28 protein-coding genes are annotated in these 24140 nt (G+C 70.8%); 13 read left to right on the top strand and 15 right to left on the bottom strand.

What is annotated here, in order from left to right; genetic code table 11:
* Positions 1–5: 5 nt before the first annotated feature.
* The 3 genes from ACSHT8_RS06705 to ACSHT8_RS06695 form a co-directional block, all read right to left on the bottom strand.
* Positions 6–656 carry a hypothetical protein gene (locus tag ACSHT8_RS06705; RefSeq protein WP_436498743.1) on the bottom strand — a complete coding sequence of 217 codons (651 nt, stop codon included), beginning with the start codon at positions 654–656 and terminating at the stop codon, positions 6–8.
* 15 nt (positions 657–671) lie between these two features.
* Positions 672–1220: a hypothetical protein gene (locus ACSHT8_RS06700; RefSeq protein WP_436498741.1), complete on the bottom strand. Its 549-nt coding sequence runs from the start codon at positions 1218–1220 to the stop codon at positions 672–674.
* Between the two features lie 73 nt (positions 1221–1293).
* On the bottom strand, positions 1294–2403 hold the full coding sequence (locus tag ACSHT8_RS06695) for an AI-2E family transporter (RefSeq protein ID WP_436498739.1): 1110 nt from the start codon (positions 2401–2403) through the stop codon (positions 1294–1296).
* Between the two features lie 186 nt (positions 2404–2589).
* On the opposite strand from ACSHT8_RS06695, the gene ACSHT8_RS06690 reads away from it, so the two are divergent.
* From ACSHT8_RS06690 to ACSHT8_RS06655, 8 genes are all read left to right on the top strand, one after another.
* Positions 2590–2985, top strand: a complete 396-nt coding sequence (locus tag ACSHT8_RS06690) for a phage holin family protein (RefSeq protein WP_436498737.1) — start codon at positions 2590–2592, stop codon at positions 2983–2985.
* Positions 2982–3365, top strand: coding sequence for a DUF3618 domain-containing protein (locus tag ACSHT8_RS06685; protein ID WP_436498735.1), 384 nt, complete (start codon positions 2982–2984; stop codon positions 3363–3365). The genes ACSHT8_RS06690 and ACSHT8_RS06685 overlap by 4 nt, the downstream gene beginning before the upstream one ends.
* Before the next feature lie 5 nt (positions 3366–3370).
* Complete coding sequence (locus ACSHT8_RS06680) at positions 3371–3631, top strand: DUF4235 domain-containing protein (protein WP_436498733.1); 261 nt, start codon at positions 3371–3373, stop codon at positions 3629–3631.
* 41 nt (positions 3632–3672) lie between these two features.
* Positions 3673–4314, top strand: a complete 642-nt coding sequence (locus tag ACSHT8_RS06675; RefSeq protein ID WP_436498731.1) for a UdgX family uracil-DNA binding protein — start codon at positions 3673–3675, stop codon at positions 4312–4314.
* A gap of 46 nt (positions 4315–4360) precedes the next feature.
* Complete coding sequence (locus ACSHT8_RS06670) at positions 4361–4483, top strand: hypothetical protein (protein WP_436498729.1); 123 nt, start codon at positions 4361–4363, stop codon at positions 4481–4483.
* A gap of 42 nt (positions 4484–4525) precedes the next feature.
* Complete coding sequence (locus tag ACSHT8_RS06665; protein ID WP_436498727.1) at positions 4526–5983, top strand: FAD-dependent oxidoreductase; 1458 nt, start codon at positions 4526–4528, stop codon at positions 5981–5983.
* A 61-nt stretch (positions 5984–6044) separates the two neighbouring features.
* The gene (locus ACSHT8_RS06660) at positions 6045–6458 is read left to right on the top strand and encodes a low affinity iron permease family protein (protein ID WP_436498725.1); all 414 of its coding nucleotides are present in this window, start codon (positions 6045–6047) and stop codon (positions 6456–6458) included.
* A gap of 29 nt (positions 6459–6487) precedes the next feature.
* Positions 6488–6967 (top strand): hemerythrin domain-containing protein, encoded by a 480-nt coding sequence (locus ACSHT8_RS06655; protein ID WP_436498723.1) that lies wholly within the window; start codon positions 6488–6490, stop codon positions 6965–6967.
* A 3-nt stretch (positions 6968–6970) separates the two neighbouring features.
* Here ACSHT8_RS06655 and ACSHT8_RS06650 read toward each other — a convergent pair whose 3' ends face one another.
* Complete coding sequence (locus tag ACSHT8_RS06650; RefSeq protein WP_436498721.1) at positions 6971–7354, bottom strand: hypothetical protein; 384 nt, start codon at positions 7352–7354, stop codon at positions 6971–6973.
* Between the two features lie 157 nt (positions 7355–7511).
* Between ACSHT8_RS06650 and ACSHT8_RS06645 the strand changes: the two genes are divergently transcribed.
* The gene (locus ACSHT8_RS06645; RefSeq protein ID WP_436498720.1) at positions 7512–7892 is read left to right on the top strand and encodes an STAS domain-containing protein; all 381 of its coding nucleotides are present in this window, start codon (positions 7512–7514) and stop codon (positions 7890–7892) included.
* A 3-nt stretch (positions 7893–7895) separates the two neighbouring features.
* Here the strand turns inward: ACSHT8_RS06645 and ACSHT8_RS06640 are convergent, their stop codons facing one another.
* On the bottom strand, positions 7896–8222 hold the full coding sequence (locus tag ACSHT8_RS06640) for a hypothetical protein (protein WP_436498718.1): 327 nt from the start codon (positions 8220–8222) through the stop codon (positions 7896–7898).
* A gap of 57 nt (positions 8223–8279) precedes the next feature.
* Complete coding sequence (locus tag ACSHT8_RS06635; RefSeq protein ID WP_436498716.1) at positions 8280–9203, bottom strand: GNAT family N-acetyltransferase; 924 nt, start codon at positions 9201–9203, stop codon at positions 8280–8282.
* An 88-nt stretch (positions 9204–9291) separates the two neighbouring features.
* Between ACSHT8_RS06635 and ACSHT8_RS06630 the strand changes: the two genes are divergently transcribed.
* Positions 9292–9795: a mycothiol transferase gene (locus ACSHT8_RS06630; protein WP_436498714.1), complete on the top strand. Its 504-nt coding sequence runs from the start codon at positions 9292–9294 to the stop codon at positions 9793–9795.
* 79 nt (positions 9796–9874) lie between these two features.
* On the opposite strand, the gene ACSHT8_RS06625 is transcribed toward ACSHT8_RS06630, so the two are convergent.
* The 6 genes from ACSHT8_RS06625 to ACSHT8_RS06600 all read right to left on the bottom strand — a co-directional run bounded on the left by ACSHT8_RS06625 (position 9875) and on the right by ACSHT8_RS06600 (position 14816).
* Positions 9875–10231: a VOC family protein gene (locus ACSHT8_RS06625; protein ID WP_436498713.1), complete on the bottom strand. Its 357-nt coding sequence runs from the start codon at positions 10229–10231 to the stop codon at positions 9875–9877.
* Between the two features lie 9 nt (positions 10232–10240).
* On the bottom strand, positions 10241–12277 hold the full coding sequence (locus tag ACSHT8_RS06620; protein WP_436498711.1) for an MMPL family transporter: 2037 nt from the start codon (positions 12275–12277) through the stop codon (positions 10241–10243).
* Between the two features lie 66 nt (positions 12278–12343).
* The gene (locus ACSHT8_RS06615) at positions 12344–12670 is read right to left on the bottom strand and encodes a cupin domain-containing protein (RefSeq protein ID WP_436498709.1); all 327 of its coding nucleotides are present in this window, start codon (positions 12668–12670) and stop codon (positions 12344–12346) included.
* A gap of 13 nt (positions 12671–12683) precedes the next feature.
* Entirely contained in the window at positions 12684–13238 is a 555-nt protein-coding gene (locus tag ACSHT8_RS06610) for a class I SAM-dependent methyltransferase (RefSeq protein WP_436498707.1), read from the bottom strand.
* Positions 13239–13299: 61 nt separating this feature from the next.
* Positions 13300–14355, bottom strand: a complete 1056-nt coding sequence (locus ACSHT8_RS06605) for a hypothetical protein (protein ID WP_436498705.1) — start codon at positions 14353–14355, stop codon at positions 13300–13302.
* A gap of 110 nt (positions 14356–14465) precedes the next feature.
* Positions 14466–14816 (bottom strand): hypothetical protein, encoded by a 351-nt coding sequence (locus tag ACSHT8_RS06600; protein ID WP_436498703.1) that lies wholly within the window; start codon positions 14814–14816, stop codon positions 14466–14468.
* Between the two features lie 206 nt (positions 14817–15022).
* On the opposite strand from ACSHT8_RS06600, the gene ACSHT8_RS06595 reads away from it, so the two are divergent.
* Positions 15023–15943, top strand: coding sequence for a fibronectin type III domain-containing protein (locus tag ACSHT8_RS06595; RefSeq protein WP_436498701.1), 921 nt, complete (start codon positions 15023–15025; stop codon positions 15941–15943).
* Between the two features lie 57 nt (positions 15944–16000).
* Here ACSHT8_RS06595 and ACSHT8_RS06590 read toward each other — a convergent pair whose 3' ends face one another.
* Both ACSHT8_RS06590 and ACSHT8_RS06585 read right to left on the bottom strand, forming a co-directional pair.
* Positions 16001–16609 carry a hypothetical protein gene (locus ACSHT8_RS06590; RefSeq protein WP_436498699.1) on the bottom strand — a complete coding sequence of 203 codons (609 nt, stop codon included), beginning with the start codon at positions 16607–16609 and terminating at the stop codon, positions 16001–16003.
* A 141-nt stretch (positions 16610–16750) separates the two neighbouring features.
* Positions 16751–17005, bottom strand: a complete 255-nt coding sequence (locus tag ACSHT8_RS06585; protein ID WP_436498697.1) for a DUF4242 domain-containing protein — start codon at positions 17003–17005, stop codon at positions 16751–16753.
* Positions 17006–17064: 59 nt separating this feature from the next.
* Between ACSHT8_RS06585 and ACSHT8_RS06580 the strand changes: the two genes are divergently transcribed.
* The gene (locus ACSHT8_RS06580; protein WP_436498695.1) at positions 17065–18051 is read left to right on the top strand and encodes an AraC family transcriptional regulator; all 987 of its coding nucleotides are present in this window, start codon (positions 17065–17067) and stop codon (positions 18049–18051) included.
* On the opposite strand, the gene ACSHT8_RS06575 is transcribed toward ACSHT8_RS06580, so the two are convergent.
* Positions 18048–20843, bottom strand: a complete 2796-nt coding sequence (locus ACSHT8_RS06575; RefSeq protein WP_436498693.1) for an amino acid adenylation domain-containing protein — start codon at positions 20841–20843, stop codon at positions 18048–18050. The genes ACSHT8_RS06580 and ACSHT8_RS06575 overlap by 4 nt on opposite strands.
* A gap of 160 nt (positions 20844–21003) precedes the next feature.
* On the opposite strand from ACSHT8_RS06575, the gene ACSHT8_RS06570 reads away from it, so the two are divergent.
* Positions 21004–24138: a non-ribosomal peptide synthetase gene (locus ACSHT8_RS06570; RefSeq protein ID WP_436498691.1), complete on the top strand. Its 3135-nt coding sequence runs from the start codon at positions 21004–21006 to the stop codon at positions 24136–24138.
* Positions 24139–24140: the final 2 nt, after the last annotated feature.

Genomic DNA, 24140 nt, shown 5'->3' with positions numbered 1-24140 from the left:
ACGCGTCAGGCGTCGAGCAGGCGGTCGAGGAAACCGCGGTACCGCTGCAGTGTCTGGCGGAGTTCCTCGGTGTCGGTGCCGGACTGGCGCAGCGTCTCGTGCCGCTCGGTGTGCGTGGTGTGGAGGTTCTCGATCACCTCGCCGAGCAGCGCGTCCGCGCCGCGGATGGCGTCCTGGGGGTCGTCGACGAACATCGACTGGATGCGCTGCCACTCGCCGCGTACGCGGTCGGCCTCGTCCTGGTCGAACATCTGCGACGGCTGGGCAGCCATCGGGCGGTCCACGGGGGCCGCCGCGCCGACGTCGTCCGCCGTGGGTACCTCGGTGTACTCGCCATCGGCGTACTCGCGGCGGTCGTCGTCGGCGATATCCGGGCGGGTGTCATCGGAGAACTCCCCGCGAGGTGCGTCCTCGCCGAACTCCGCGCGGGTGCGGTCCTCGGCGTACTCACCGCGAGGTGCGTCCTCGGCGAACTGGGCGCGAGAGGTTTCGTCGGCGAAGTCAGCGCGGGACGCGCCGTCGGTCGCCTGGTCGTGCGTCGGCTCCCGGGTCGTAGGGACCTCGGTGGCCTCCGGTAAGCCGCCCCGGCCGGTGTCCTGGCGCAGGTCGTCGGCGTCGGGTCGCTGGGGGTCCTGGTGTTCGGTGTCGTGTCGCATGTGGTGTCTCCGCGGTTATCGGTGGGTGGGGTGGTCTGCGGGGCCGAGCAGGTCCTCGAACAGGGCCCGGTAGTGCACCATCGCGGCGCGTAGTTCCTCTGTGGACACCTCGGTGCGGGAATCGCGGTCCATGATCGCGTGGGCTTCCCGGTAGTGGTCGAGGGTGCTCGCGTGGGCGACGGACAGGTCGGCGACCTGCTGCTCGTAGTCCTCCGTCGGATAGCCCCGCTCTGCCATCAGGGCCGTGACGAGCCGGTCGGCCTCCGCGACCGACGGGCTGGGCCGGTCGACGAACTGTTCCTGCACCAGCGCCCACTGCTGGGCGTACCGGTCGCGGAGCGTGGGAGTGATCTCCTTGATGTCGAGCTTGGAATGTCGCTTCTCCCGCTCGGCCAGTTCCTTCTCGGCCCGGTGTCGCGGGTGTTGGCGCATGGTGCGGTCGTACTCCGGACCGAACCTCTCCCGCAGGTGGTTGCGCCGCTCGCGCATCCACACCATGACCGCGATCAGGACAAGGACCACGACGGCGGCGATGACGATGCCGATGATCATGCCCGTTGACATGTCGTCTCCTTCTGGGCGAAGTCAACTGATCGGACTCTCTCGACTACCCGGCCTGGACCTGCCGAAACATCGCTCACGCGGTGTCCAGCCGGGGGATCAGCACTTCCTTGATCAGCAGCAGGCCCGCCGCGGCGATCGGGATGGCCACCAGCGCCCCCACCACGCCCAGCAGAGCGCCGCCCAGCAGGACCGCGACGACGGTGACCAGTGCGGGCACGCGCACCGCCGACCCGATGATCTTGGGGACCAGCAGGTAGTCCTCGACCAGGCGGTAGGCCACGACGAACCCGATGGTCGCCAGGAACACCGGGACCGAGACCGTGAGCGCGACCAGGCTGATGAGCACCCCGCCGACGATCTGGCCTACGACCGGGATCAGGTCGAGCACCGCGACGGTGATGGCCAGCAGCAGGGCGTAGGGCACGCCGAAGCTCAGCAGCCACACCAGGGTGAGCGTGCCCGAGATGCCAGAGATCGCGAGGTTGCCCAACACATATCCACCGACCTTGGCCGAGATCTCGTCGCCGAGCAGGATCGCCCGCGGCCTGCGGGAGTGGGGGACGAGCCGGTAAAGCGCGCCGCGGATCCGGGGAAGGTCGACGACGAAGTACAGGGTGAGCACGACCAGCACGAGGAAGTCGGCGAGCGCGCCGAACACGACGAGACCCGCGTCGAACAGGCCCCCGCCGCCCGCGAGTGCCTTCTCGATCCCCTCCCGGAGGTGGAACCGGGCGTCGAGCGCGCCGAACCAGCTGTCCTCGGCCTCCCGGAGGTACTCGGGTGCCCGCTGCGCGAACTGTGTCGCCTGCTCCACCACGATCGGGATGGTGGCGGCCAGCAGCCCGCCGAGCGCGCCGAACGCGGCGACGAAGACCGTGGTCACGGCCAGCCAGCGGGGGAACTTGCGGTTGACCAGCCACGACACGAGCGGCTCGATGCCGATGGCGAGGAACAGCGCGAGTCCGATGAGGACGAGTACGCCCCGCACGCTGTCCAGCATCAGCACCAGGCCATAGGTGACCGCGACCCCCGCCGCGCCCGCCATCCCGACGAGGAACGGCGACCTTCGGTCGAACCGCGGGCCGATCGGACCCATCGGCTGACCGGCGTCGCTGATCCGCGCCGCCTCGGTCTCGGCCTGGGCGACCGGTCCCTCCTGTGCCGCGTCGTGCGGTTGGCTCACGAGTTCGTGGTGGCCTTCGCCTGTCGGGTCCGTCGAGGCCATCGCAGCGTCTCTCGGTTCTTCAGTGCGGCACAGTCCCAGCACCGCTCGATGAATGGTGGATTCCTCACCGGCGGGATACCCAAACGCGTTGATCACTCCCGTTCCGACCGAATAGGAGTGCGCTGTCGCGGGTAGTACCTGACAATGACCGATCCGAAGGACCTGACCACCGGTGAACTGGTGGGACGCCTGAGCGAGGAGGTAACCCGGCTTGTCCGGGACGAACTCGCGCTGGCCACCGCCGAACTGAAGGACAAGGGGAAGCAGGCCGGGGTGGGCGCGGTTCTCGGCGGCACGGCCGTGGCCTTGGCCTGGTTCGGGGCCGCGGCGCTGGTGCTGGCCGCCGTCGCCGCGCTGGCGCTTGTGCTGCCGGTCTGGGCGGCCGCGCTGATCGTCGGCGCCGTACTGCTGCTCGCGGCGGGCTTGGCGGGTGCCCTGGGTACCCGAAAGATCAAGCACGCGATCCCGCCGATCCCCGAACAGGCCATTGAAAGCACGCGGCGCGACATCGCCGCGGTGAAGGAAGGTGCGCACCGATGACCCGGCCCGACGACCTGCGCGAGGACATCGCGCGGACACGGCACGACCTCGCTGAGACTGTGGACGCCCTGGTCGCCAAGACCGAGGTGCGGCGCAGGCTCGCCGACAAGGCCCACGAGGTGGGCGACAAGGTGGCCACGAAGGCACACGACGTGGGGGACAAGGTGGCCACGAAGGCCCAAGACGTGGGCGACAAGGTAGCCACCAAGGCTCATGACGTGGGCGACAAGGTCGCAGGCGCGGCGACCACCGCCAAACACCAGACGACCGTGGTCGCCCGGGATGTGGCGGCGGTTGCCCGGCGCACGCCTGCCGTGCCCGCGCTGGTTCTCGCGCTGGTGGCGCTGCTGGTCACCCTGCTCATCCGAAAGCAGAGGTGACCGCCGTGAACCTGCTCTACCGACCGCTCAGCCTCGTGATCAGCGTCCTCGGCGGCGTGTTGGCGAGCGCGGTCTTCAAACGCGTATGGCGGGCGGTCTCCGGGGAGGCGGAGGCGCCGGAGGCGACCTCGCCTGACCACCGGACCAGGGAGGTCCTGCTCGCCGCACTGCTCCAAGGGGCGATCTTCGGTGTCGTCAAGGCCGGGCTGGATCGCGCGGGTGCCAAGGGCTTCCGCAGGCTCACCGGCAAGGAACTGGACGACTGAAGCGATCCCTCCTTCACGCCCGTCAATGAGATGGAGACGTCATGGCCGTGATAGGAGCTGAACGGTTCGTGCCACCCGGCGCGGACATGAGGGAGCTGCGCGAAGCGGTGGACGCCTGCCGAGGCTGCGCCCTCTACCGCGACGCGACGCAGGCCGTGTTCGGCGACGGCCCGGCCGACGCCAAGGTGATGATGGTCGGCGAGCAGCCCGGCGCCCGGGAGGACATCGCGGGCGCGCCGTTCGTCGGCCCGGCGGGCAGACTGCTCGACCGCGCGATGGTCGAGGCCGGTCTCGACCGGAAGCGGATCTACGTCACCAACGCGGTGAAGCACTTCAAGTTCACGCGGCCGGACGACGGGAAACCGCGTATCCACAAGAAACCCGGCCGTACGGAGGTCGTCGCGTGCCGCCCGTGGCTGGTCGCCGAACTCGGCCAGGTCCAGCCAGATTTGCTGGTGTGCCTTGGCGCGACCGCCGCGCAGGCGGTGCTGGGTCCCGCTTTCCGGCTCACCCAGCACCGCGGCGAGGTGATCGTGCCGGACGACGGCGACTTCGCGGGCTGCCGCGTGCTGGCCACGGTCCACCCCGCGGCGGTGCTGCGCTCGCGTGACCAGGACGAGGTCTACGCGGGACTGGTCGACGACTTGGGCGTGGTCGCGAAGCAGATCGGTGGCTACGCATGAATCAGCCGGATCGGGGTACCCGGATTCTCGCGAGGAGGCGAGAACGATGCGATACCCGAACGACGGCGAAGTGGACGAGGAACTCGACGCCCCGACCGAGCGGATGACCGTGCCCAGCAGGGCCGAGGAAGACGAACTCGAGCCGACCATCGTGCTCGGCCGCGAATGACCAGCCGGGTTGAGCGGTCGTGCCTGCGGGTAGTTCCCTGATATGCCAACCACGACGGCCGAGGAATCCCTGTGGCTCGAACCCACACCGGAGTACCCGGCGCTCCACACGGGATCCCACGTGGACGTGGCCGTCATCGGCGGCGGGATCACCGCGCTCACCACCGCGCTGCTGCTGAAGCGCGCGGGAGCGAAGGTGGCCGTCATCGAGGCGGGCCGGGTCGGCCGCGGCGCGTCCGGCAACAACACCGCCAAGGTGACGGCCCTGCAGACCACCGCGTACACCATGATCGAGGGCAAGCACGGCGCCGAGGTCGCCGCGGCCTACGCCGCGGCGAGCCAGGCGGGCGTCGGCCTGGTGCGGAACCTCGCCGCCGACATCGACTGCGACGCGCGCCCGATGCCCGCGTGCACGTTCGCGCTGTGGGAGGACGAACGGGACGCCGTCGCCGCCGAGTTCGACGCCGCCACCCGCGCGGGCCTGCCCGTGGAGTCCGATGTGGCCCTGGGCCTGCCGTTCCCGAACTTCGGCGTGGTCGGTCTGCGCGACCAACTCGCACTGCACCCGCTGCGTTATGTCGCCGGCTTGGCCGCCGCGGTGGACGGAGACGGCTGCTTCGTCTATGAGAACAGCCCCGTCCGGAACGTGGCGGGCTCCGAGGTGCGAACCGACGCGGCCGTCATCACCGCCGACAAGATCGTTGTGGCGAGCCACTACCCGATGCTCGACCGCGGCCTTTACTTCGCCCGACTCGCACCCGTTCGTTCCTACTGCGTGGCGGTCCGGCTGGCCTCGGGCGCCCCGCCGGACGCCATGGCCATCAGCGCGGGCTCGCCCGCCTGGTCGGTCAACCGGTTCGGCGACCTGCTGGTGCTCGCCGGTCGCGGCCACACCACAGGCGACCCGGAGGACCGGCCCTACGACGCGCTGGGCGCGTTCGCCCGCGAGCACTGGGACGTCGCCGAGATCGTCAACCGCTGGTCCGCGCAGGACGCCGTCCCGTTCGACCACCTGCCGATGATCGGCACCTACCTGCCCGGCTCGGACCGGGTCCTCGTCGCCACCGGCTTCCGCAAGTGGGGCCTCTCGACGGGCAGTTTCGCCGCGATGATCCTGAGCGACCTGATCAACGGGAACGAGAACCCGTGGGCGCGGCACTTCTCACCGCACCGGGTGAGTCTGCATTCGATCGCGAGGCTGGCGGCCATGAACGGCCGCGTCGCCGCCGATCTTGTCGGCGACCGCCTCGCCCCGGCCGCGGCGCGGCCCGTGCCGCCGGGGGAGGGCCGAATCGTTCGCGACGGCTGGGGAAAGACGGCCGTGTATCGCGATCCCGACGGGACCGAACACGCCGTGTCCGCGCGCTGCACGCATCTGGGCTGCCTGGTGCGGTTCAACGCCGCCGAACGCAGTTGGGACTGCCCGTGCCACGGCTCCCGCTTCGACATCGACGGCACTGTTCTCGAAGGCCCGGCCACCGAGCCGCTGGAACGCCGCTGATGGGTTGCGTGGCCGCGCGACGGGTATCTCCCCTTCGAGACGAGTCGGTTCGGGAGGACGGATGTCCATTGTGAACGCCCACGAGGCCACCATGCCGTCGGAGGTGACCGGGCACCTGTCCGTGTTCGACCGGTTCGCCACCCGCGCGGCGGGGTTCGTGTCCCGGGCGTGGTTCTTCGTGCTGTGCGTGCTGCTGGTGGTGGTGTGGGCGCCGTCGTACTTCCTGATCGGCGACCTCGACACCTGGCAGCTGATCATCAACACGATGACCACGATCGTCACCTTCCTGCTGGTGGCGCTGCTGCAGAACACCCAGCGCCGCGCCGACGAGGCGGTGCAGCACAAGCTCAACGCCATCGCCGACGCGCTCTCCGACCTGATGGCCCACGTCGGCGGCGAGGACAGCGAACTGCACAAGGACCAGCGGGAACTGCGTGACGCCGTCGGGCTCGAAGCCCGGGAGAGCGCGGAATAGCCGACAGTCAGTCAATCAAGGGAGAAACAATGTCCACCGACGCCATCGTGCTGCTCAAGGACGACCACAAGACCGTCGAGAAGCTCTTCAAGGAGTTCGAGGCCGCGGGCAAGGACGCCCATGCCGAGAAGCAGCGGATCGTCAACACGATCATCGAGGAGTTGACCACGCACGCCTACATCGAGGAAGAGCTGTTCTACCCGACGGCGAGAAAGGCCGCACCCGACACGAGCGACCACGTCTTGGAGAGCGTCGAGGAACACCACGTCGTCGTGTGGATGCTGTCGGAGCTGAAGGACATGGACCCGGCAGACGAGTCGTTCGACGCCAAGGTCACCGTGCTGATCGAGAACGTCCGCCACCACGTCGAGGAGGAGGAGAAGGACTGGTTCCCGAAGGTGCGCTCGGCGATGGGCCGCAAGGACCTCAGCGAACTCGGCGCCCGGATGATGTCGGCGAAGTCCGACGCGCCCCGCGACCCACTGGCGTTGCAGAGCGCGCAGACCTGACCGTCATCTGGACCCGACGTCCTCGGCGCTGAGGGAGGTGCGGCGGTAGCGCTCGGCGGCGGCGCGCTCGGTGATGCCCGCCGCGTCGGCCAGTCTGCGCACGGTCACACCGTTGTCGCGGGCGATGGCGGCGGCGGCGCGCTCGATGGCGGCCAGCTGCTGCTGGGCGGTGCGCGCGGCGTGGATGACGGCCAGCGCCGCGTCGGAGTTCACCAGGTCGTGGTCGTCGTCGTGGGGTTCCGTCAGGTCGTGGTGGTCGGCCTGCGCCAGGACCGCGCGTAACTGCGGCACCACCTCCCACGCGTGGGCCTCAGCGTGCTGCGGGTCGGCGAGGCGATCCCGGATCAGTCGTTCGAGCAGTGTGCACAACGCGTCCACATACGGCATGTGAACGCCCCCTTCCCGCGCTCGCGGTCTCATCATTTGCCATGAAGCAAGCTTCATGTAGATTGCTTCATGCAGTCGACTCTACGGAACCGGACGCGACAAAGCATCCAGTTGAGCGGGCAACGGGACCAGTTTTGCCGTTCGAAGGACGAAAAGGATGATCGTGGAGCCAGAGCGCAGCACGCGTCGGCCCGAGACGGGCGGACTGGTGGTCGGCAGTAGCGATCACCCTGGCGGTGTCGTCGTGGTGCACGCGGTCGGAGAGGTCGACCTGTCCACCAGCACCACCCTGGTGACAGGCATCGATGACGCGCTCGACACCAAACCCGCGGGTCTCGTCATCGACCTGAGCGAGGTCGGCTTCTTCGGCTCGGTCGGGATCAGCGCCCTGATCGAGGCGAACCGCCGCACCACCTGCGGCACGGGCCTCCAGATCGTGGCGACCCCGATGATCCGCCGCGTCCTGGGCATCGTCGGCCTGAGCGACGGCCTGTCCCTCCACGACAACCTCGTCCACGCCGTGGCGGCCGCGACCTGACACTCACCCGATCAGGTCGTCGACGATGTCGCACAGGTCGTGCTCGGCGAGATCGTCACGGCCGGTGCTGGGCTTGCTGATCCCGAGATCGGCCAGGAATGCGTCGTCGGCGGGGTCGGTCGGGGTGCCTCCGTGGTCGAACAGCGGACCGAAGCGCAACTGGCCGGGGTTGTTGAAGACCTCGCCGTCCGGGCCGATGAACTTGGTGGACCCGGTGGCCATGATCGTCAGCGTGAGGGTGCCGACGCGCCCGAACGGTCTGGCCGCCGTGGGCGGGCCGAGCGCCATCGCGGCGACCCCGGTCAGCAGTGCGATCGCCCGTGCGCGCATGACCGCTCTTAAGTGGGCAGCCCCTGTACTCCTGGGTCGCGCACGGGCAGGCCGGGGTTACGTGGTCGCCCAGGTCATGTCGATGCGGCGTTCGAAGGTGACGTAGCCCGCGCGGGCGAAGGCCGCCGCCATCGGGACGTTGCCGACGTCGGTGGCCGCGCGGATTCGGGGGACGTCCTGTTCGGCGAGCACGCGGGTGCCCTCGGCGAGCAGGTCGTGGATGTAGCCGTGGCCGCGATGTGCCGGGACGACCGCGATGTAACCGATGATCGGGTTGTAGCCGTTGTGCGCGGGCGTCACGAACCCGACAGGTTCGCCGTCAGGCAGCGTCGCGATCCGCCACCAGTCCGACGGGCTCTCGTAGCGTTCGAGTTCGTCGTGGTACTGCGCGCGGGCGGCCTCGGCGGGGGTCATGCGGGTCAGGTCGTCGACGCTGTGCGCGTCGAGGGTGCCGTCCAGCACCAGCGTCATGAGGTCGATCAGTTCGGCCGGGTCGCCGACCGGCCGGAAGGCGAGTCGCCCACTGGACTCGGGGATGGGCGTGCCGGGGCGCCATTCCAGGCGCAGCCGCTCGACGAACAGCTTCGCGCCGACGCGTTCGAGTGCGCCCATCCGGTCCTCGACCGCCTGCCGCGAGGCCGGGTCGTCGCGCCAGTCGGCGGGGATCGACCGGTAGTACTCCGGCGGCGTCGCGCCCGCGGGGATCACCGCGGGCAGCGCGGTCTCCAGCAGCCGGACGCTGTCCTCGACGTCGCCGTCGATGTCGAAGATGTCGAGGAACGCCGGGTGCTCGTCCCCGGCCCGCGACCACCAGCCCGCGCGAGCCACCACGCGGTCGCCGCGCAGGGCCAGCCACAGCCACTCCGGCTTGCGTCGGCCCGCCGCCAGGTCGTCGGCGACCTCCTCGTTGAGGACATACGGCAGGCTGTTGAACAGGTCCAGCTCATGGGTTCCGGCGATCGGGCGAACAGTCAGGTTCAAGTAATTCTCTCTCTGGATGAGGGGTCGCCATTTCTATTCGGCGCGTCTCCAGAGCGCAACTCAATAGCCACGGCAGTAGGGTCGGCGCATGACCAGTGCTGACCTCGTGGTGGACGCGTTCGGGCGCATCGCCGAGGAGGTGCGCGCCGCCGTCGACGGGTTCAGCGTCGATGAGCTGGCGTACCGAGTGGACGAGGACGCGAACTCCATCGCCTGGCTGGTGTGGCACCTGACCCGCATCCAGGACGACCACATCGCCGGGGTGTCCGGGCTCGACCAGGTGTGGCTCGCCGACGGCTGGGCCCGCCGGTTCGACCTGCCGTTCCCCGACGCCGACCACGGCTACGGCCACACCATCGAGCAGGTCGCCGCCGTCCGGGTGGACGCGGACCTGCTCGCCGGATACCACGCCGCCGTGCACCGCCAGAGCACCGAGTGGGCGGCGGGCATCACCGACGCCGACCTGGAGCGCATCGTCGACCGGGCGTGGGACCCGCCGGTCACCCTCGGGGTGCGCGTGGTCAGCGTGCTGTCCGACTGCCTGCAGCACGTGGGCCAAGCCGCGTTCGTGCGCGGCATCCTGCTCCGCTGACCTACCGCCGCCGCGCACCTGCTTGCCACTTCGTCGACTACCAGGACCGCGCGTAGGTCGCGGGCACGGAGATCCTCGTCTACGAGGCCCCGGCGTCCTGAGGCACGCCGCCGATGCCGATCTCGTTGCCGTCGGGGTCGCGGAAGATGGCCTTGCTGACGCCGTTGTCGTAGACCTCGCGGTCGGCCGGTTCCAGGCCGCGCCCGGCGATCTCGGTGAGCCGGGCGTCGAAGTCGGAGACGAAGAAGGTCTGGAACCCGTGTCCGGCGTGGTCGGGCCGCACCTCGATGTAGAGGTACCGGTTCTCGGCGAGCTCCCACACCGCTTCGGTGTCGTTCGGCAGGAACGCGGGCGGGGCGCCGAGAAGCCGCTCGTACCAGGCCGTCGCGGCGGTGTAGTCGCGGACGGGGATGCCCGCGAACAGGTCGATGGTCATCGTTCGATGCTATGTCGTTTCGGGGTCCCGGCCGTGGCGCGACGGCCACCAGACCGGTGCGCCGATGTCGTAGGTGATCGCCGGGACGAGCAGTGAGCGGACGATCAGGGTGTCGACCAGCACGCCGAAGGCCACGATGAAGGCGAGTTGGGCGAGGAACAGAATGGGGATCACGGCCAGGGCGGCGAAGGTGGCGGCGAGGACCACGCCCGCGGAGGTGATCACCCCGCCGGTCAGGGTGAGCCCGCGCAGCGTGCCCGCTCTGGTGCCGTGCCGCTTTGCTTCCTCGCGGACGCGGGTCATCAGGAAGATGTTGTAGTCGATGCCGAGCGCGACCAGGAACACGAACCCGAACAGCGGCACGACCGGGTCGGCGCCAGGGAAGTCCAGCACGTGGTTGAACACCAGCGCCGAGACTCCCATCGTGGCCGCGAACGACAGCACGACGGTGGCGATGAGGATCGCCGGGGCGAGCAGGGAGCGCAGCAGCAGCGCGAGGACGGCGAAGACGACCAGCAGCACGATCGGGATGATCACCATCCGGTCGCGGGTGGACGTGCGCTGGGTGTCGAGCTGGATGGCGGTGGGGCCGCCGACCTTCGCCTCGGCGCCCGGTACCGCGTGCACGGCTTCGCGCAGCCGGGTGACGGTGTCGATGGCCGCCGCCGAGTCGGCCGGGTCGGTGAGGGTGACGGTGATGCGGGTGAGGTCGCCGAACGGGGCGGCGGCCGTGTCGGCGGTTCCGGGGACCTTGGCCGCCGATTCGACCTGGGCGGCGTGGGCCGTCTTCGCGATGACGACCGTGGGCGCGCCGGTGCCGCCAGGGAAGTTCCGCGAGACGACCTCCTGACCGGCCACGGAGTCGACGTCGGAGAGGAAGATCGCGGTCTGCGCGGTCCCGTCGGCCTTGAGCTGCGGGAGGAACGCCGCCCCGACCAGCAGGACGATCGTGGTGGCCACCCAGATGGCGCGGGGTGCCTTGCTTACGCGGGCGGCGAGCCGTCCCCAGAGCCCGCTGGTCTCCGGGTGCGGTGAGCCGAGGGCGGGACGGAACGGCCAGAACACGCCGCGCCCGCCGAGCGCGAGGGCGGCGGGCAGGAACGTGATGGTCGTGATGAACGCGGCCGCGACGCCGATCGCCGCGACCGGGCCGAGTCCCCGGTTGGAGTTGAGGTCGCTGAACAGCAGGCACAGCACGCCCAGGATGACCGTGCCCGCCGACGCGGCGATGGGCTCGATGGTCGAGCGCAGGGCGGTCCGCATGGCGGCGAACCGGTCGGCGGTGTCGCGCAGCTCCTCGCGGAACCGGGACACCAGCAGCAGCGCGTAGTCCGTGGCGGCGCCGAAGACGAGGATCGAGAGGATGCCCTGGCTCTGGCCGTTGAGGTCGATGACGTCGTTCTTGGCGAGCAGATAGACCACCAGGCTGGCCAGTCCGAGCGCGAACACGGCCGACAGCAGCACGAGGATGGGCAGGACCGGACTGCGGTAGACCATGACCAGGATCAGCGCGACGACCGCGCCCGCCACGATCAGCAGCAGGCCGTCGATCCCACCGAACGCGGTGATCAGGTCGGCGATGATCGCGGCGGGACCGGTCGCGAGCACCGTGAGCCCGTCGGGCCGGTCCCGGTCCAGTGCCTCGCGCACCGCCGCGATGGCGACCTTGGGATCGGTGCCGTCGGCCACGGTGATGACCAGCTGCCGCGCCGCCCCCGACGTCGGCGACGGCAGCCACCGCCCCGTCGGCGCGTCGACACCGGGCGCCGCGGTGATGTCGGCCAGCCGCCCGGCCAGATACCGGTCGTCGGCCTCGGTGATCCCGGAACCACGCTCGGCGACGATGATCGCCGGGATCGCCTGCGCCCCCAGCAGCTGCTTGTCCAGCTCGCTGACCTGCGTCGCCTCCGCCGACCGGGGCAGGAACAGCGCGTTGTCCTGTTCGGCGACCTCACTCAGCTTGCCCGCGAACGGGCCCCCCACCCCGCCGACCACCAGCCATACGAGGACGAACAGGGCTGGGACGAGCCACCGTCGAGCGGACATAGTCGGGTACTCCTTCGTCTGCGCCTTCCTGCCGATATTCGATCACGGCGCCCGCTCGGCCGCCGATCAGGTGCGGCCGGTGAAGGCGGGGGCGAAGAACACCAGCAGCGCCAGGTCCTCGGTGACGTCGACGAAGCGGTGCGGCTCGCCTGCCGGGACGAAGATGAGGTCGCCGGGCTCGACGTCGGCCTCGCCGCTGCCGGTGACCACTCGGGCCTTGCCCGCGGTGACCAGGTAGATCTCGTCCTCGCGGTGGGGTGTCTGGTTGTCGACGCCGCCCGCCGGGATCAGATAGGTGCCCGCGGACAGGCGGTCGCTGCGGATGTGTTCGACGTACTCCCCGGGCGCGGCACCGGGCGCGGCCGGGGTACCCGACCCCTTGATGAGCTGCATGGACGCAGATTAGTCAGCGGCGACGCGCACGCACGACGACGTCGTGCAGGGTGTGTCCGCCATGGGTGGCCCGTTGGCGCTCCTCGGCGGTCACGACCTCCCACGTCCCATCCAGGCGCGCCGTGATCGCCGCGGCGGTGGCCGACGCCTCGGCGGGCTGGTGGCCGTGGAGGTGACCGACGATCAGCAGCGTGCCGCCGGGTGCCACCCAGTCGGCGACGCGGTCGTAGAACTCCAGCTGCGGCATCGCCGGGTGGGCGTAGTGGGTTGTCACCAGGTCGAACCGCTCGTCCGGCTGCCAGACGGTCAGGTCCGCCTCGACCCACCGCACGTCCGCGGTCGCGTTCTCGGCGGCGCGGGCGAGTGCCTCGGCGGAGATGTCGGCCGCGGTCACCTTCCAGCCACGCGAGGCGAGCCAGATCGCCTCGGCGCCCGTGCCGCAACCCGCGTCCAGCGCCGTCCCCGGCGCCAGCTCGCCGAGTTCCCTTGCGAGGTAAGGATTCGGCGGAGCGGAACCTGCCCCGCGCCAGTGCTGCTCCCAATAGTCCTTGTCGAACGCGTGCGTCATCGGGCGATGGTGACCCACGGGCGGGCAGGATGGCAACGTCTGTTGCCGGAATGGCAACTCCCTACGCGGGCACGAGTGCTTCGATGTCGTTGAAGCCGTCCCACACCTGCCAGCCGACGAACGCGATCAGGGCGAGAGCGAGTGCGCCGAGGGCGATCTGGACCTGCGAAGTCCCGATCGCCAACACCTTCTGGACGACCGCGGCCGCGCCGGAGACGGCTTTGCGGCCCGTCGACACATATCCGACCCTCTTGATGTGGCCGGAGATGACGTCGGGCAGCGCGGCCTTCGCAGCCGCGAGGTCCTTGCCGTCGCTGAGGCCGACCCGCCAGGCATCCTCGGCTTCTCTGCGGCCGAGCACCTTGCCGAGGATGTCGCCGACGCCCTTCTCGATGCCTTTCGAGATGGCCTCGGTGATCTTGTCCAGCGCTTGGTCGAACTTGTCGCGGAAGTTCTCCGGCACGAGGCCGCGGAACTTCGCCACCACCCACTCCATGACGCGCACCGCCGCGCGCCGCACGAAGTTGACCCGTTCCTTGACCCAGTCGAACGCGTCCTTGACCACAGGACCCGCGACACTGGCGATCCCGGCGACCATGTTGCCCAAGGCGGTCTGCATCGCCGCTTCCCTGCCCAGTGCGACGAGTTCCTCCGCGCCCACCATCTCCAGCTTCTCGAGCTTGTCCGTGAGTTCTTCCGGCAGTGCCACCTCGGCGGCGGCGTTGCCCAAGATCGCGTTCTCGTACTCGTCCAGCGCCGCACGTGTGCCTGCCAGCGACGCGTCTTCGGCGCCCAACGTGCTGAACACGACTTCGGTGTCCTGGCTGGCGACCAGCAGGGCGTTGCCGACCTCCAGGCCCGCCAACAGGACCGGGAGCACATCGGCGGTTCCGGTCTCCGCGACGATCTCGGCGCACACCGCGTCGGAACTCGCCAGCAGCGCGTCGACCCGGTCGGCGACTTCCTCCTCGGCTGTCGCCGCGACCGTCGATGCCTCGACCGACAGACCGGTCAAGTCGTTGGCGGGCAACGGAACCGTGGCCCTGGCCACGTCCAGCAGGCTGTCGGCGGCGGTTCGCCAGTCCGCCGCCGATCGCGCGAGTGTCTTCGACGTCATCGTGGCCCCTTGCGATCCGGAAGCGTGGTCCTCAGCCGAAGGTAGTCGCACGCCGACCGCGTTGGTAAGCGGCCAAAAGCTGGACCGCGTCAGACCATCTCAGGCGCCGATCACGGCCACGGGCCGGAGTTGCACGGGATGAAGTAGCTGTCCTCCTTCTGCGCGACGGCGTCGGTCACGACGACGCGGACGTTGTAGCCCGTGACACGGCACGGGCGAAGGCCGGTGAACCACTTGTCGTTGAGCGCGGTGTAGAGGGTTCCGTTGAGGTACCAGCGGACCGTGGCGGTGCCGACGATGTCGGTCGCGGACGCGAAGCAGTAGAACTGGCTGGCACCCGACTCGCAGGATTCGATCGTCGCCGAGGTGACCGCGGCGGCCTGCGGGGCGGCCGCCAGGCTGAGCCCCGCGACCGCGGCGACCGCCGCGGCGGCGCGGGTCAGGGTGGGGGTGACGTGCATCGTGCTCCTTCGCCTTGTGGAGGTGGGACTCCCCGACGGTATTGATCGGATCCGATCATCGGTATCAGGCGAACGAGCGAGCCATTCCCGCGCTGACGTGCCGGTTGACCTGGAGTGGCCCGGCAGTCCAAGACAGGCTGAACCATTCCGCACGGGCAGGCGTCGTGCTGGGTGACCACGTCCTCACTCGAAGGTGGAGGTTCCCGATGCGTGCCTTGGCCATCGTCGTCGCTGTCGTGCTGGCCCTGTTCGTCCCGGCCGCGCAGGCCGGGGCGACCAGGGGTGGTACACCGCCCACGACGCCAACCAACCTGCGGATCACGGCGTTGACAGACACCAGCGTCACATTGGCCTGGGACGCGGCGTCGAGCAAGCAGTCGACGTGGTGGTACTGCGTGCAGCACAACTTCACCGGCTGCGTCCGCGTCGACCCGCCGAACACGACCCACACCCGGCCGCTGATGCTCCCCGGCCACACCTACACCTTCAGCGTCTACGCCGTCGACTCCAGCGGAAAGCGGTCGGCCGACAGCAACGCCGTCACGGTGACCACGCCCGCCGACACCACCCCGCCGAGCCCGGCCCCGATCCTGAACCTGGTGGCGGTCCACCCGATGCGGATCTCCCTGAGCTGGACCAGGTCCAAGGACAACATCAGTCAGGTCACCTACACCCTGTTCAAGGACGGCGTCGCGATCAGCCCCGGCCACATCGGCTTCGAGTCGATCACACTGCTCGACATCGCCCCGGAGTCCACCCACACATTCCAAGTCACCGCGCGCGACATGTCCGGCAACTCCGTGCAGAGCGACGTCCTGACCGTGACGACGCCCGCGGCGACCGACACGGTGCCGCCGACCGCGCCCACGAACCTCACTCTGTCCCCTAGCGCCGGCTCGCCGGAGATCTGGCTCGAGTGGACGCCGTCGACCGACAACGCCGACCCGCAGAACCAGATCATGTACGACGTCTACCTGAACGGTGTGTTCGCCGAGCACGGCGCCATCGGCGGGGACAACACGATCGTCTACTGCGAGACGAGCGGCCCGACCGAGGTGGTTCTACGCGCGGTCGACACCTCCGGCAACGTGTCCGGTCCGAGCAACGCGATCATTTTCGACTGCTGAGCGGTGCCCGGGGGTGAGGCCGCCTCCCCCCCCCCCCCCCCCCCCCCGGGCGGCGGTTCAGCGCGGTGAGTACATCCAGGGCTGCTTGAGGTCGAAGAACTTCGGCGGCTCGGCCGCCAGCGCGTCCATCTCGTCCATCTGCGCCTTCAGCTCCGGCGGTGGCTGCTTCTTCTCGCCCTCGCGCGCCTCGGCCTCGTTGGTGAAGAACAGCTCCATCGCGTACCGGCCGTCGGGGAAGCTGGCGCCGACGCTGCCGAGCACGTCCGGCCGGAACTCGGCCCACTTGTCCGAGTCCTGCGTGGACAGCTGCATGCCGCGCGCCGGATCCTTGGTGCGGCCTTCGATGATCTGCACGAAGCGGGCCCGCTCCGGGTCACCCGGCGTGTCCTCGGTGACCTGGTCGCTGTCGAGGAACTCCGCGCCCTGGGTGAACAGCCTCGACGTCTCGTCCCACCAGGCACCCTGCTCGGCCCGGTCGCTGTTCTGCCGCGCGTGCTCGGGCGTGTCGAACCGGACGAAGCACACGCAGGTGCCGTCCTCGGTGACGCCGCATGTCGAGCCCAACCACCCGGTCGCCCCCGGGGCCAGGTCCCGCATCCACTTGTCCAACTGCTCGTGCATTCGCTCGGCGTCGGACACCTTGCCCTGCACTACTTGCACAAACATGGTGAGCCTCCCGAATCCCGCGGGACCCGGACGTCGGTGGCCGAGCCCCCGCAGCCACCGACCCTACGACCGCCGTGCGCACACCGCTCGCCGATCACCGCGGGGCCGCCACACCCCAGGTGCGGCGGCCCGCTTGGCGGCTCAGTTGCCCTCGATCACCTCGAAGACGCGGTCGGCGAGCAGGCCGTGCGCCTCGCGGTGCACGCGGATGGCCGCCTCGGCGTCGGGTGCCTCGACGAGGCAGAAGACCGTCCCGTTGACCTCGTCGACCCAGTAGCTCTTGTAGTTGACGCCGTACTGGTCCTGGGTGGCCAGGTCGGCCTTGTGGGCGGCGGCCACGTCCGCGGCGGAGGCGCCGTCGGGGAGCTGCTCGTGGATGTCCATGAAGAGAGGCATTTGTCCTCCTGATGTCGGAGCGCCGATTTGTCACTATGAGTGTTGTGCGAGCAGGCGCGATGTCCCATGACCGCGCGGCCGGGGTACCTGACCGAGACCCCGCGCCCGCTGACGCCCTGGCTCGGCTGCACCTGCGTGGCGCGATTTTCCTGCGCGGGGAGTACACCGAGGGGTGGAGCTACGTGTCGCTGCCCGCCCACGACGCCGCGACGCTGCTGCACCCGGGGAGTTCGCGGGTCATCCTGTTCCACGTCGTGGCCGCCGGGCGATGCTGGATCGAGACCGGGCACGAGCGGCACTGGGCCGAGGCGGGCGACGTCGTCGTGCTGCCCTACGGCGATGAACACCGGATGGGCGGGGTCGTCGCCGCCGAGGCGGTCTCGGTCGTCACCCTGATAGCGCCGCCGCCCTGGGCGCACATGCCGGTGATCCGGCACGGGCACGGCGGCGAGCGCACCGACCTGGTCTGCGGGTACCTGGCCTGCGACGACCCGCTGTTCGACCCGCGGCTGCGCGCGTTCCCGCCGGTGTTCGTCGTCCGCCCGCCCGCCGGTCCCGCGCGGGACTGGGTGCGGGCGAGCATCGAGTACGCCGCCGACCAGACCGCGCCGGTCACCACCCACAAGATCGAAGGACCGTCCGAGCTGCCGGAACTGCTGCTGCGCGAGGTGCTCAAACTGCACCTGGCGGGCGCGCCCGCCGCGCCGACCGGGTGGATGGCCGCCCTGCGCGACCCCGTGCTGGCGCCGCCGCTGGCCGCCGTGCACGCCGCGCCCGAGCGCAAGTGGGCGGTGGCGGACCTGGCCAGGATCGCGGGGGTGTCGGCCACCGCGCTCGACGACCGGTTCCGGGAAGTCCTTGGTGTGGCGCCCATCCGGTATCTCACCGGCTGGCGGATGCACGTCGCCGAGGACCTGCTCACCGGGTCCGATCTGGGCATCGCCGCCGTCGCCCGCCGCGTGGGCTACGAGTCGGAGGAAGCCTTCAGTCGCGCGTTCAAACGCCGACACGGCCACGCTCCCAGCCTCTGGCGGACAGGCGGCTAGGTGGCCAGGATGGTGGCGAGCGTCCGCGCGACGCCCCGCATGGTGGCCGCTGAGACGCGCCCAGGATCGCGGGTGACCCGCAGGCGCCGTTCGTGGGTGAACAGCTCAACGACCAACTCGGTGTGCGACCAGCTCGCAGGCGGCCGCGGATCGAGCCCGACAACGCACCCGTCAAGCCGCAGCGCGGGCAGCGGCGAGTCCTGAAGCGCGACGATCGCCTGGTACAGCGGATGCCGCCCGGTCCGCCGCGGCCGCACGAGCCGCACCACCTCAGCGAAGGGCAGATCCGCGTTGGCCAGCGCAGCCGACGGATCAGTCTGCCCAGCCCGCAGCGGCACACACACCATGTCGATCAAGCACCCGATGACCCGCTGCGCCCGCACCGACCCCCGATGGTTCACCGGAACACCGACACCGAACCGATCCTGCCCGGTAGTACCAGCGATCGCGGCGTGTGCCGCGGTCAGCAGCAGGCTCAGCGACGCGGCCGGGGCAGGCACCTCGACAAAGTCCGGCCCGTCCATGTCACCCTCCGGCCAGGCCAGCTCCGGCAGGTCGGCCAACTCCGCCCGCCAGAACCGGCGCTGATCATCAAGGTCGCCCGGGTCCACCACCGCCTGCGCCGGACTGGGCGGTGCCACCATGGGCTCCCCAGCGTAAGCAGCAGTCAGCTCGTCAGCGAGAACGTGCTGCGACCACCCGTCGAACGCCGCATGGTGGACCGCGACCCCGAACCTCCAGCTATCCCCTGACCCCACCAGCACCGAACGCCACACCGACCCGGCGGCCAGGTCGAACGGCCGACCCAGCCGCTCAGCGAGCAGCCCCGAGTCGTGCCGCTCGAACGCCACCGGCAGGCCGGACGCGGTGACCGTGGCCTCGGTGTCGGCGCGATAGCGGCCGCTCAGGTAGCCGTGTCGGGCGTGGACCGTCGCCACCGCGGCGGCGAGGCGGTCCGGGTCGAGCGCGCCGGTGATCGTCCAGGTCAGGACGCAGTGGTTGTCGGTGTCGTGGACCTCCGCCAAGTGGCGCAGGACGAAGCCGTGCTGCATCGGTGTCAGCGGCGCGGTCGGCGAGTCGGCGGCGACCGGAGCGGCGGGGGAGCGGTCGATCCAGTCGGCGAGTTCGGCGATCGTGGTGGACGCGGCCACGCGCGACACGGGGATGGTTCGGTCGAACCGCGCGCCCAGTCGCGCGCACAGCCGGATCGCGGCCAGCGACGACACGCCCAACTCGCGCAGCGGAGTGCTCCGATCGACGGCCCCGACCAGCGCGCGCACCTCGGCGGCCACCGCGCGCTCGGTGTCGGTCGCCAACTCCCCGTCGACCGGCACCGGCAGCGCGGCGAGCAACGCCCTAACGTCGAGCTTTCCGTTGGCGGACAACGGAAAGCGCGGTACGGCGACGACCCGGTCCGGCGCCGCCTGAGCGGGCAGCGACCGCGCGAGTTCACTGGCCACATCACCCGGCGCCCCGGACGGCACGTAGCAGAGCACCAGCTCGACGCAGTTCCCGTTGTCGTCGAACCTGGGCACCGCGGCGCACCGCCCCACCGCGGGCAGCGCCGCCGCGACGGCCTCCACCCCGGCGGGTTCGATCCGGTGCCCGCGCCGCTTGATCTGCCGATCCATCCGACCGCGGTAGTGCGCGACCCCGTCAGCGTCGATCACGCCGAGGTCCCCGGTGCGGTACACCCTGGTCTGCACGCCCTCGATATCAACTGTGCGGAACTTCGCCGCGGTCAACTCCGGGTCACCGAGGTAGCCCACCGCGAGGCCGTCGCCCGCGACACACAGTTCGCCGACCTCCCCAGGTGGCGCCGACACGCCGTCGCGCAGCACGACGACCGAGGTGCGCGGCACCGGCCTGCCGAGGGGCACTTCGCCGTCGGCGTCGCCCACCTCGTGGGTCAGCACGAACACCGCGCTCTCCACCGGCCCGTACCCGTTGACCAGCCGAACGCGCGGCCGGCACGCGCGGAAGCGGGCGGCGTGTCGGGCGGACAGCTTCTCGCCGCCGACCATCACGGTTGTCAGACCCGCGAAGGCGTCGACGTCGTCCTCCACGATCAGGTGGAACAGCGAGGTAGTCAGGAAAACCGTGTTGACCCCACGCCGCACCAGGCCCCGCAGCCCGGCGGGCGTCAGCGGCCGCTCGGTGTGGACCACGCACGAGCCGCCGGTCACCAGTGGCCCCCACACCTCCAGCGCGAACGCGTCCCACGGCATCGCCGACGTCTGCGCCATCACGGTCGTCGGGTCGAACCGCGCGAAGGTGGGCTCGACGAACAGGCGGGCGACGGCCCGGTGCGGCGCGAGCACGGCTTTCGGCTCACCGGTGGTGCCCGAGGTGAAGAACACCATCGCGACGCCCGTGCCGACGATCGCGGGCGGCGGTGCGGATACCTCCGCACCCAACCCGATGACCAGCCGCGACGGGAATCCCGGCACCGCGGCCGGGCCGGTGATCGCGACCTGCCGGTCGAGCAGCCCCGCGATCCGCCGCAGCCGACCCTCCGGCCACGTCGGGTCCAGCGCGGCGTAGGCGGCCCCGGTCTTGAGCACCGCCAGCACCGCCACGACAAGGTCGCCCGATGGCGGCAGCACGACGGGCACCACATTGCCCGGACCCACACCCGCCGCGCGCAGCGAACCCGCGAGCAGGTCGGCCCGCGCTGTCAGGTCGGCGTAGCTGAGGACGTGGTCGTCCAGCACGACGGCGGGGGCGTGCGGCCGGGTCTCGGCCTGCCTGCCCACCAGCTCGGCGATGTCGTCCAGCGCGACAAGAGTCATCTCGCTCCTCGAAAGCGGTGGCGGTCGTCAGCGCGCCAGGGTGCCCGGGGTGACCGGGTGCCGCCTATGGGCAGTTCTGCCCATACAGCGCGGGACCGCGTGGCCCACAGGATTCGTCGGGGGCCGCACGCGCGGCCCGCGACAACTCGGGAGGAAGAGCGTGGCCGCACCACTGCCGGTATCGCCCGCACAGCGCGGACTGTGGCTGAGTGACCAGCTGATGCCGGAAAGCTCGGTATACAACGTGTTCTGCTCGGTCCGGCTGAGAGGCACTCTCGACGTCGCCGCGCTGCGCCTGGCGGTGGCAGGCGTGGTCGAGCGGCACGAGATGCTGCGCTCGGTCTTCCCTGCCGTCGACGGCGTGCCGGTCCGGCGGGTGCTCGACCGCGTGGACGTGCCGGTTCCGCTCGACGAGGTGGACCCCGACGACGTCGACCGCATCGCCCAGGCGTGGTGTGAGGAGCCGTTCGACCTCGCCGCCGGGCCGCTGCTGCGGCTGCGCCTGCTCCGGCTCGGCCCCGACGACCACGTGCTGTGCGTCGCGGTGCACCACATCGTCTGCGACGGCCAGTCCCTGCGGGTGTTCTTCGACGACCTCGCCGCCTTCTACGCCGGTCAGCCGCCCGCCCCACTCGCCGCCGAGCTGCCCGCCGAGCCGTCGACCGACGTCGACTGGTGGCGGGACCACCTCGCCGGGGCGCCGGACCTGCTGACCGTCCTCGCCGACCGGCCCCGCCCCGCGGTCCGCGGCCCCGCCGGGGCGACCCTGGTCACCACGATCCCCGACGACCTCCTGTCCGAGGTGGCGGCCCTGGCCCGCCGCTCCCGGATGACGCCGTTCATGGTGCTGCTGGCCGGGTTCGGCGCGGTGCTCGGCAGGCTGAGCGGCGCCGCCGAGGTGCTGGTCGGCTCGCCGGTGTCGAACCGGCACGAGCCGGAGAGCCACGCGCTGGTCGGCATGTTCGTCGACACCCTGCCGATCCGGCTGCGCACCGGCGCCGCCACGTTCACCGAGCTGCTCGCCGACACCCGCCGGTCCGTCCTCGCCGCGCTGGCCCACCAAGGCGTCCCGTTCGACCGGATCGTGGACGCGGTCAGGCCCGATCGCGCGCCCAGCCACACGCCGTTGGTCCAGGTCGCCTTCAGCGCCGACCTCGCGCCGTACGCCGAGCCCGACTTCCCCGGCCTCCGCGCCGAAGTGGCCGTCCCCGCGCCGACCACCGCGAAGTTCGACCTCGACGTGTCGGTCAGCCAGGTCGGCGACCAGTACGCCGTCGTCCTCACCTACAGCACCGAGCTCTACGACGCCGACACCGTCGAGCGGATCACCGACTACTACCTCCGGCTGCTCGCGGGCGCCGTCGCCGACCCGGACACCCCGGTCGCCGGGCTGCCCCTGCTCTCCGCCGCCGAGCACGACCTGCTCGTGCGGGAGTGGGCCGACGGACCGCCCGCCCGGGCGCCGCGCGAGCTCGTGCACGAACTGTTCGCCCGCCAGGCCGAGCTCACCCCGGACGCCCCGGCGATCAGCGCGGGCGGCGTCGAGCACAGCTACGCCGAGATCGACGCTCGCGCCAACGGCCTCGCGGCTCGGCTGCGCGCGGCAGGCGTCGGGCCGGACGACGCGGTCGGCGTGCTCGCCCACCGAAGCGTCGACCTGTTCGTGGCCATCCTCGGCATCCTGAAGGCCGACGGCGCGTACATCCCGCTGAGCCCGACACACCCACCCGCCTACCTCGACCGCGTCCTCACCACCGCCGCCGCGAAGCACGCGGTGGTCGAGGCCGGACTGGACCACCGCCTGCCGGACACCGTGACGAAGCACGCGGTCGACGGCCCGGCGGCAGGACCGGGGGAGCGCAGATCGGGGCCGGACCACCTCGCGTACGTGCTGTTCACCTCCGGCTCCACCGGCGAGCCCAAGGGCGTCGCGGTCACCCACCGCGGTCTGTCCAATGTGGTCGAGGCGGTGGTGGACATCTACGGTCACACCGCAGCAGACCGCGTGCTGCAGTTCGCCAACGCGGGATTCGACATCACGGTGGAGGAGACGTTCCCGACCTGGCGCGTGGGCGGGTGCGTCGTCCTCGCGCCCGAGCCGCCGCCCGCGCCGGAGCGGATGGCGGCGTTCATGGCCGCCGAGCGGATCACGTTCACGATCCTGACCTCCAGCAACTGGGCCAGGTGGGCGGCCGCGGCCGCCGCAGAAGGGGTGCACCCGGGTCCGTCGCTGCGCCTGGTGTCGATCGGCGCCGAGCCCGTCGACCCGGCGGCGCTGCGCGCGTGGCGGCGGGACGTCGGCTTGCCGCTGTTCAACGCCTACGGCCTCACCGAGACCACGGTCAACGCGACCGGCGAGATGATCACCGAGTTCGACGGCGCCCGCGTGCCGATCGGCCGCCCACTCGACGGCGTGCGCGCCTACGTGCTCGACGACGCCCTGTGGCCGGTACCGGTCGGGGTGGCCGGTGAGCTCTACCTCGGAGGCGACTGTCTTGCCCGCGGCTACCTCGGCCGCCCGGACCTGACCGCGGAACGGTTCGTGCGCAACCCGTTCCGCGAGGGGGAGCGGCTGCACCGCAGCGGCGACCGGGCGCGGTGGCGGCCCGACGGCAGGCTGGAGGCGCTCGGCAGGCTCGACGACCAACTGAAGGTGCGCGGCTACCGGATCGAGCCCGGCCACATCGAGGCCGTCCTGTGCGCGCACCCGGACGTCTCGGCGGCCGTGGTGTCGGTGCGGTCGGACCGGCTCGTCGGCTATGTCGTGCCCAAGGTGCCAAGCGACCTGCGCGAGCACTTGGCCGCGTCGCTGCCGACCTACCTCGTCCCCGCCGCCCTGGTCGCCATCCCGACCATTCCGGTCACGGCCAACGGCAAGGTCGACCACCGGGCGCTGCCCGACCCCGACCCCGTCCGCGTTGGCACGGCGCGGGCCCGCACCGAGACCGAGCGGGCCGTCGCCGAGATCTGGAAGGCCGCGCTCGGCCTACCCGACATCGGTGTCCACGACAACTTCTTCGAGGTGGGCGGCACCTCGCTGCTCCTGTCGTCCGTCCACTCGCGACTGGAGCGGTCCGTGCCGCTGGTCGCGCTCTACGAACACCCCACCATCGCCGCCCTTGCCCGCCACCTCGACGGCGGGCATGAGCCCGGTCCGAACGACCGCGGCGCCGCGCTGCGGGCGGGCCGGTCCCGCATGGCCCGCCGCCGCGCCACGCAACCACCAAGGACAGAGGAGATCATGCACCAGGATCCGAACCGCCGTCCCGCCCCTCGCCCGCGAAGGGAGGGATGAGC

Origin of the sequence: Actinokineospora sp. HUAS TT18 (assembly GCF_051364635.1) — a bacterium.
Classification (GTDB): Bacteria; Actinomycetota; Actinomycetes; order Mycobacteriales; family Pseudonocardiaceae; genus Actinokineospora.
This window is presented reverse-complemented; position numbering and strand designations above follow the sequence as displayed.

Coding starts and splice junctions, on each gene's coding strand:
- ACSHT8_RS06705 (WP_436498743.1), bottom strand. CDS start 656: ATGCGACACGACACCGAACACCAGGACCCCCAGCGACCCGACGCCGAC.
- ACSHT8_RS06700 (WP_436498741.1), bottom strand. CDS start 1,220: ATGTCAACGGGCATGATCATCGGCATCGTCATCGCCGCCGTCGTGGTC.
- ACSHT8_RS06690 (WP_436498737.1), top strand. CDS start 2,590: ATGACCGATCCGAAGGACCTGACCACCGGTGAACTGGTGGGACGCCTG.
- ACSHT8_RS06685 (WP_436498735.1), top strand. CDS start 2,982: ATGACCCGGCCCGACGACCTGCGCGAGGACATCGCGCGGACACGGCAC.
- ACSHT8_RS06675 (WP_436498731.1), top strand. CDS start 3,673: ATGGCCGTGATAGGAGCTGAACGGTTCGTGCCACCCGGCGCGGACATG.
- ACSHT8_RS06670 (WP_436498729.1), top strand. CDS start 4,361: ATGCGATACCCGAACGACGGCGAAGTGGACGAGGAACTCGACGCCCCG.
- ACSHT8_RS06665 (WP_436498727.1), top strand. CDS start 4,526: ATGCCAACCACGACGGCCGAGGAATCCCTGTGGCTCGAACCCACACCG.
- ACSHT8_RS06660 (WP_436498725.1), top strand. CDS start 6,045: ATGTCCATTGTGAACGCCCACGAGGCCACCATGCCGTCGGAGGTGACC.
- ACSHT8_RS06655 (WP_436498723.1), top strand. CDS start 6,488: ATGTCCACCGACGCCATCGTGCTGCTCAAGGACGACCACAAGACCGTC.
- ACSHT8_RS06650 (WP_436498721.1), bottom strand. CDS start 7,354: ATGCCGTATGTGGACGCGTTGTGCACACTGCTCGAACGACTGATCCGG.
- ACSHT8_RS06645 (WP_436498720.1), top strand. CDS start 7,512: ATGATCGTGGAGCCAGAGCGCAGCACGCGTCGGCCCGAGACGGGCGGA.
- ACSHT8_RS06640 (WP_436498718.1), bottom strand. CDS start 8,222: ATGCGCGCACGGGCGATCGCACTGCTGACCGGGGTCGCCGCGATGGCG.
- ACSHT8_RS06630 (WP_436498714.1), top strand. CDS start 9,292: ATGACCAGTGCTGACCTCGTGGTGGACGCGTTCGGGCGCATCGCCGAG.
- ACSHT8_RS06625 (WP_436498713.1), bottom strand. CDS start 10,231: ATGACCATCGACCTGTTCGCGGGCATCCCCGTCCGCGACTACACCGCC.
- ACSHT8_RS06620 (WP_436498711.1), bottom strand. CDS start 12,277: ATGTCCGCTCGACGGTGGCTCGTCCCAGCCCTGTTCGTCCTCGTATGG.
- ACSHT8_RS06615 (WP_436498709.1), bottom strand. CDS start 12,670: ATGCAGCTCATCAAGGGGTCGGGTACCCCGGCCGCGCCCGGTGCCGCG.
- ACSHT8_RS06610 (WP_436498707.1), bottom strand. CDS start 13,238: ATGACGCACGCGTTCGACAAGGACTATTGGGAGCAGCACTGGCGCGGG.
- ACSHT8_RS06605 (WP_436498705.1), bottom strand. CDS start 14,355: ATGACGTCGAAGACACTCGCGCGATCGGCGGCGGACTGGCGAACCGCC.
- ACSHT8_RS06600 (WP_436498703.1), bottom strand. CDS start 14,816: ATGCACGTCACCCCCACCCTGACCCGCGCCGCCGCGGCGGTCGCCGCG.
- ACSHT8_RS06595 (WP_436498701.1), top strand. CDS start 15,023: ATGCGTGCCTTGGCCATCGTCGTCGCTGTCGTGCTGGCCCTGTTCGTC.
- ACSHT8_RS06590 (WP_436498699.1), bottom strand. CDS start 16,609: ATGTTTGTGCAAGTAGTGCAGGGCAAGGTGTCCGACGCCGAGCGAATG.
- ACSHT8_RS06585 (WP_436498697.1), bottom strand. CDS start 17,005: ATGCCTCTCTTCATGGACATCCACGAGCAGCTCCCCGACGGCGCCTCC.
- ACSHT8_RS06580 (WP_436498695.1), top strand. CDS start 17,065: ATGTCCCATGACCGCGCGGCCGGGGTACCTGACCGAGACCCCGCGCCC.
- ACSHT8_RS06575 (WP_436498693.1), bottom strand. CDS start 20,843: ATGACTCTTGTCGCGCTGGACGACATCGCCGAGCTGGTGGGCAGGCAG.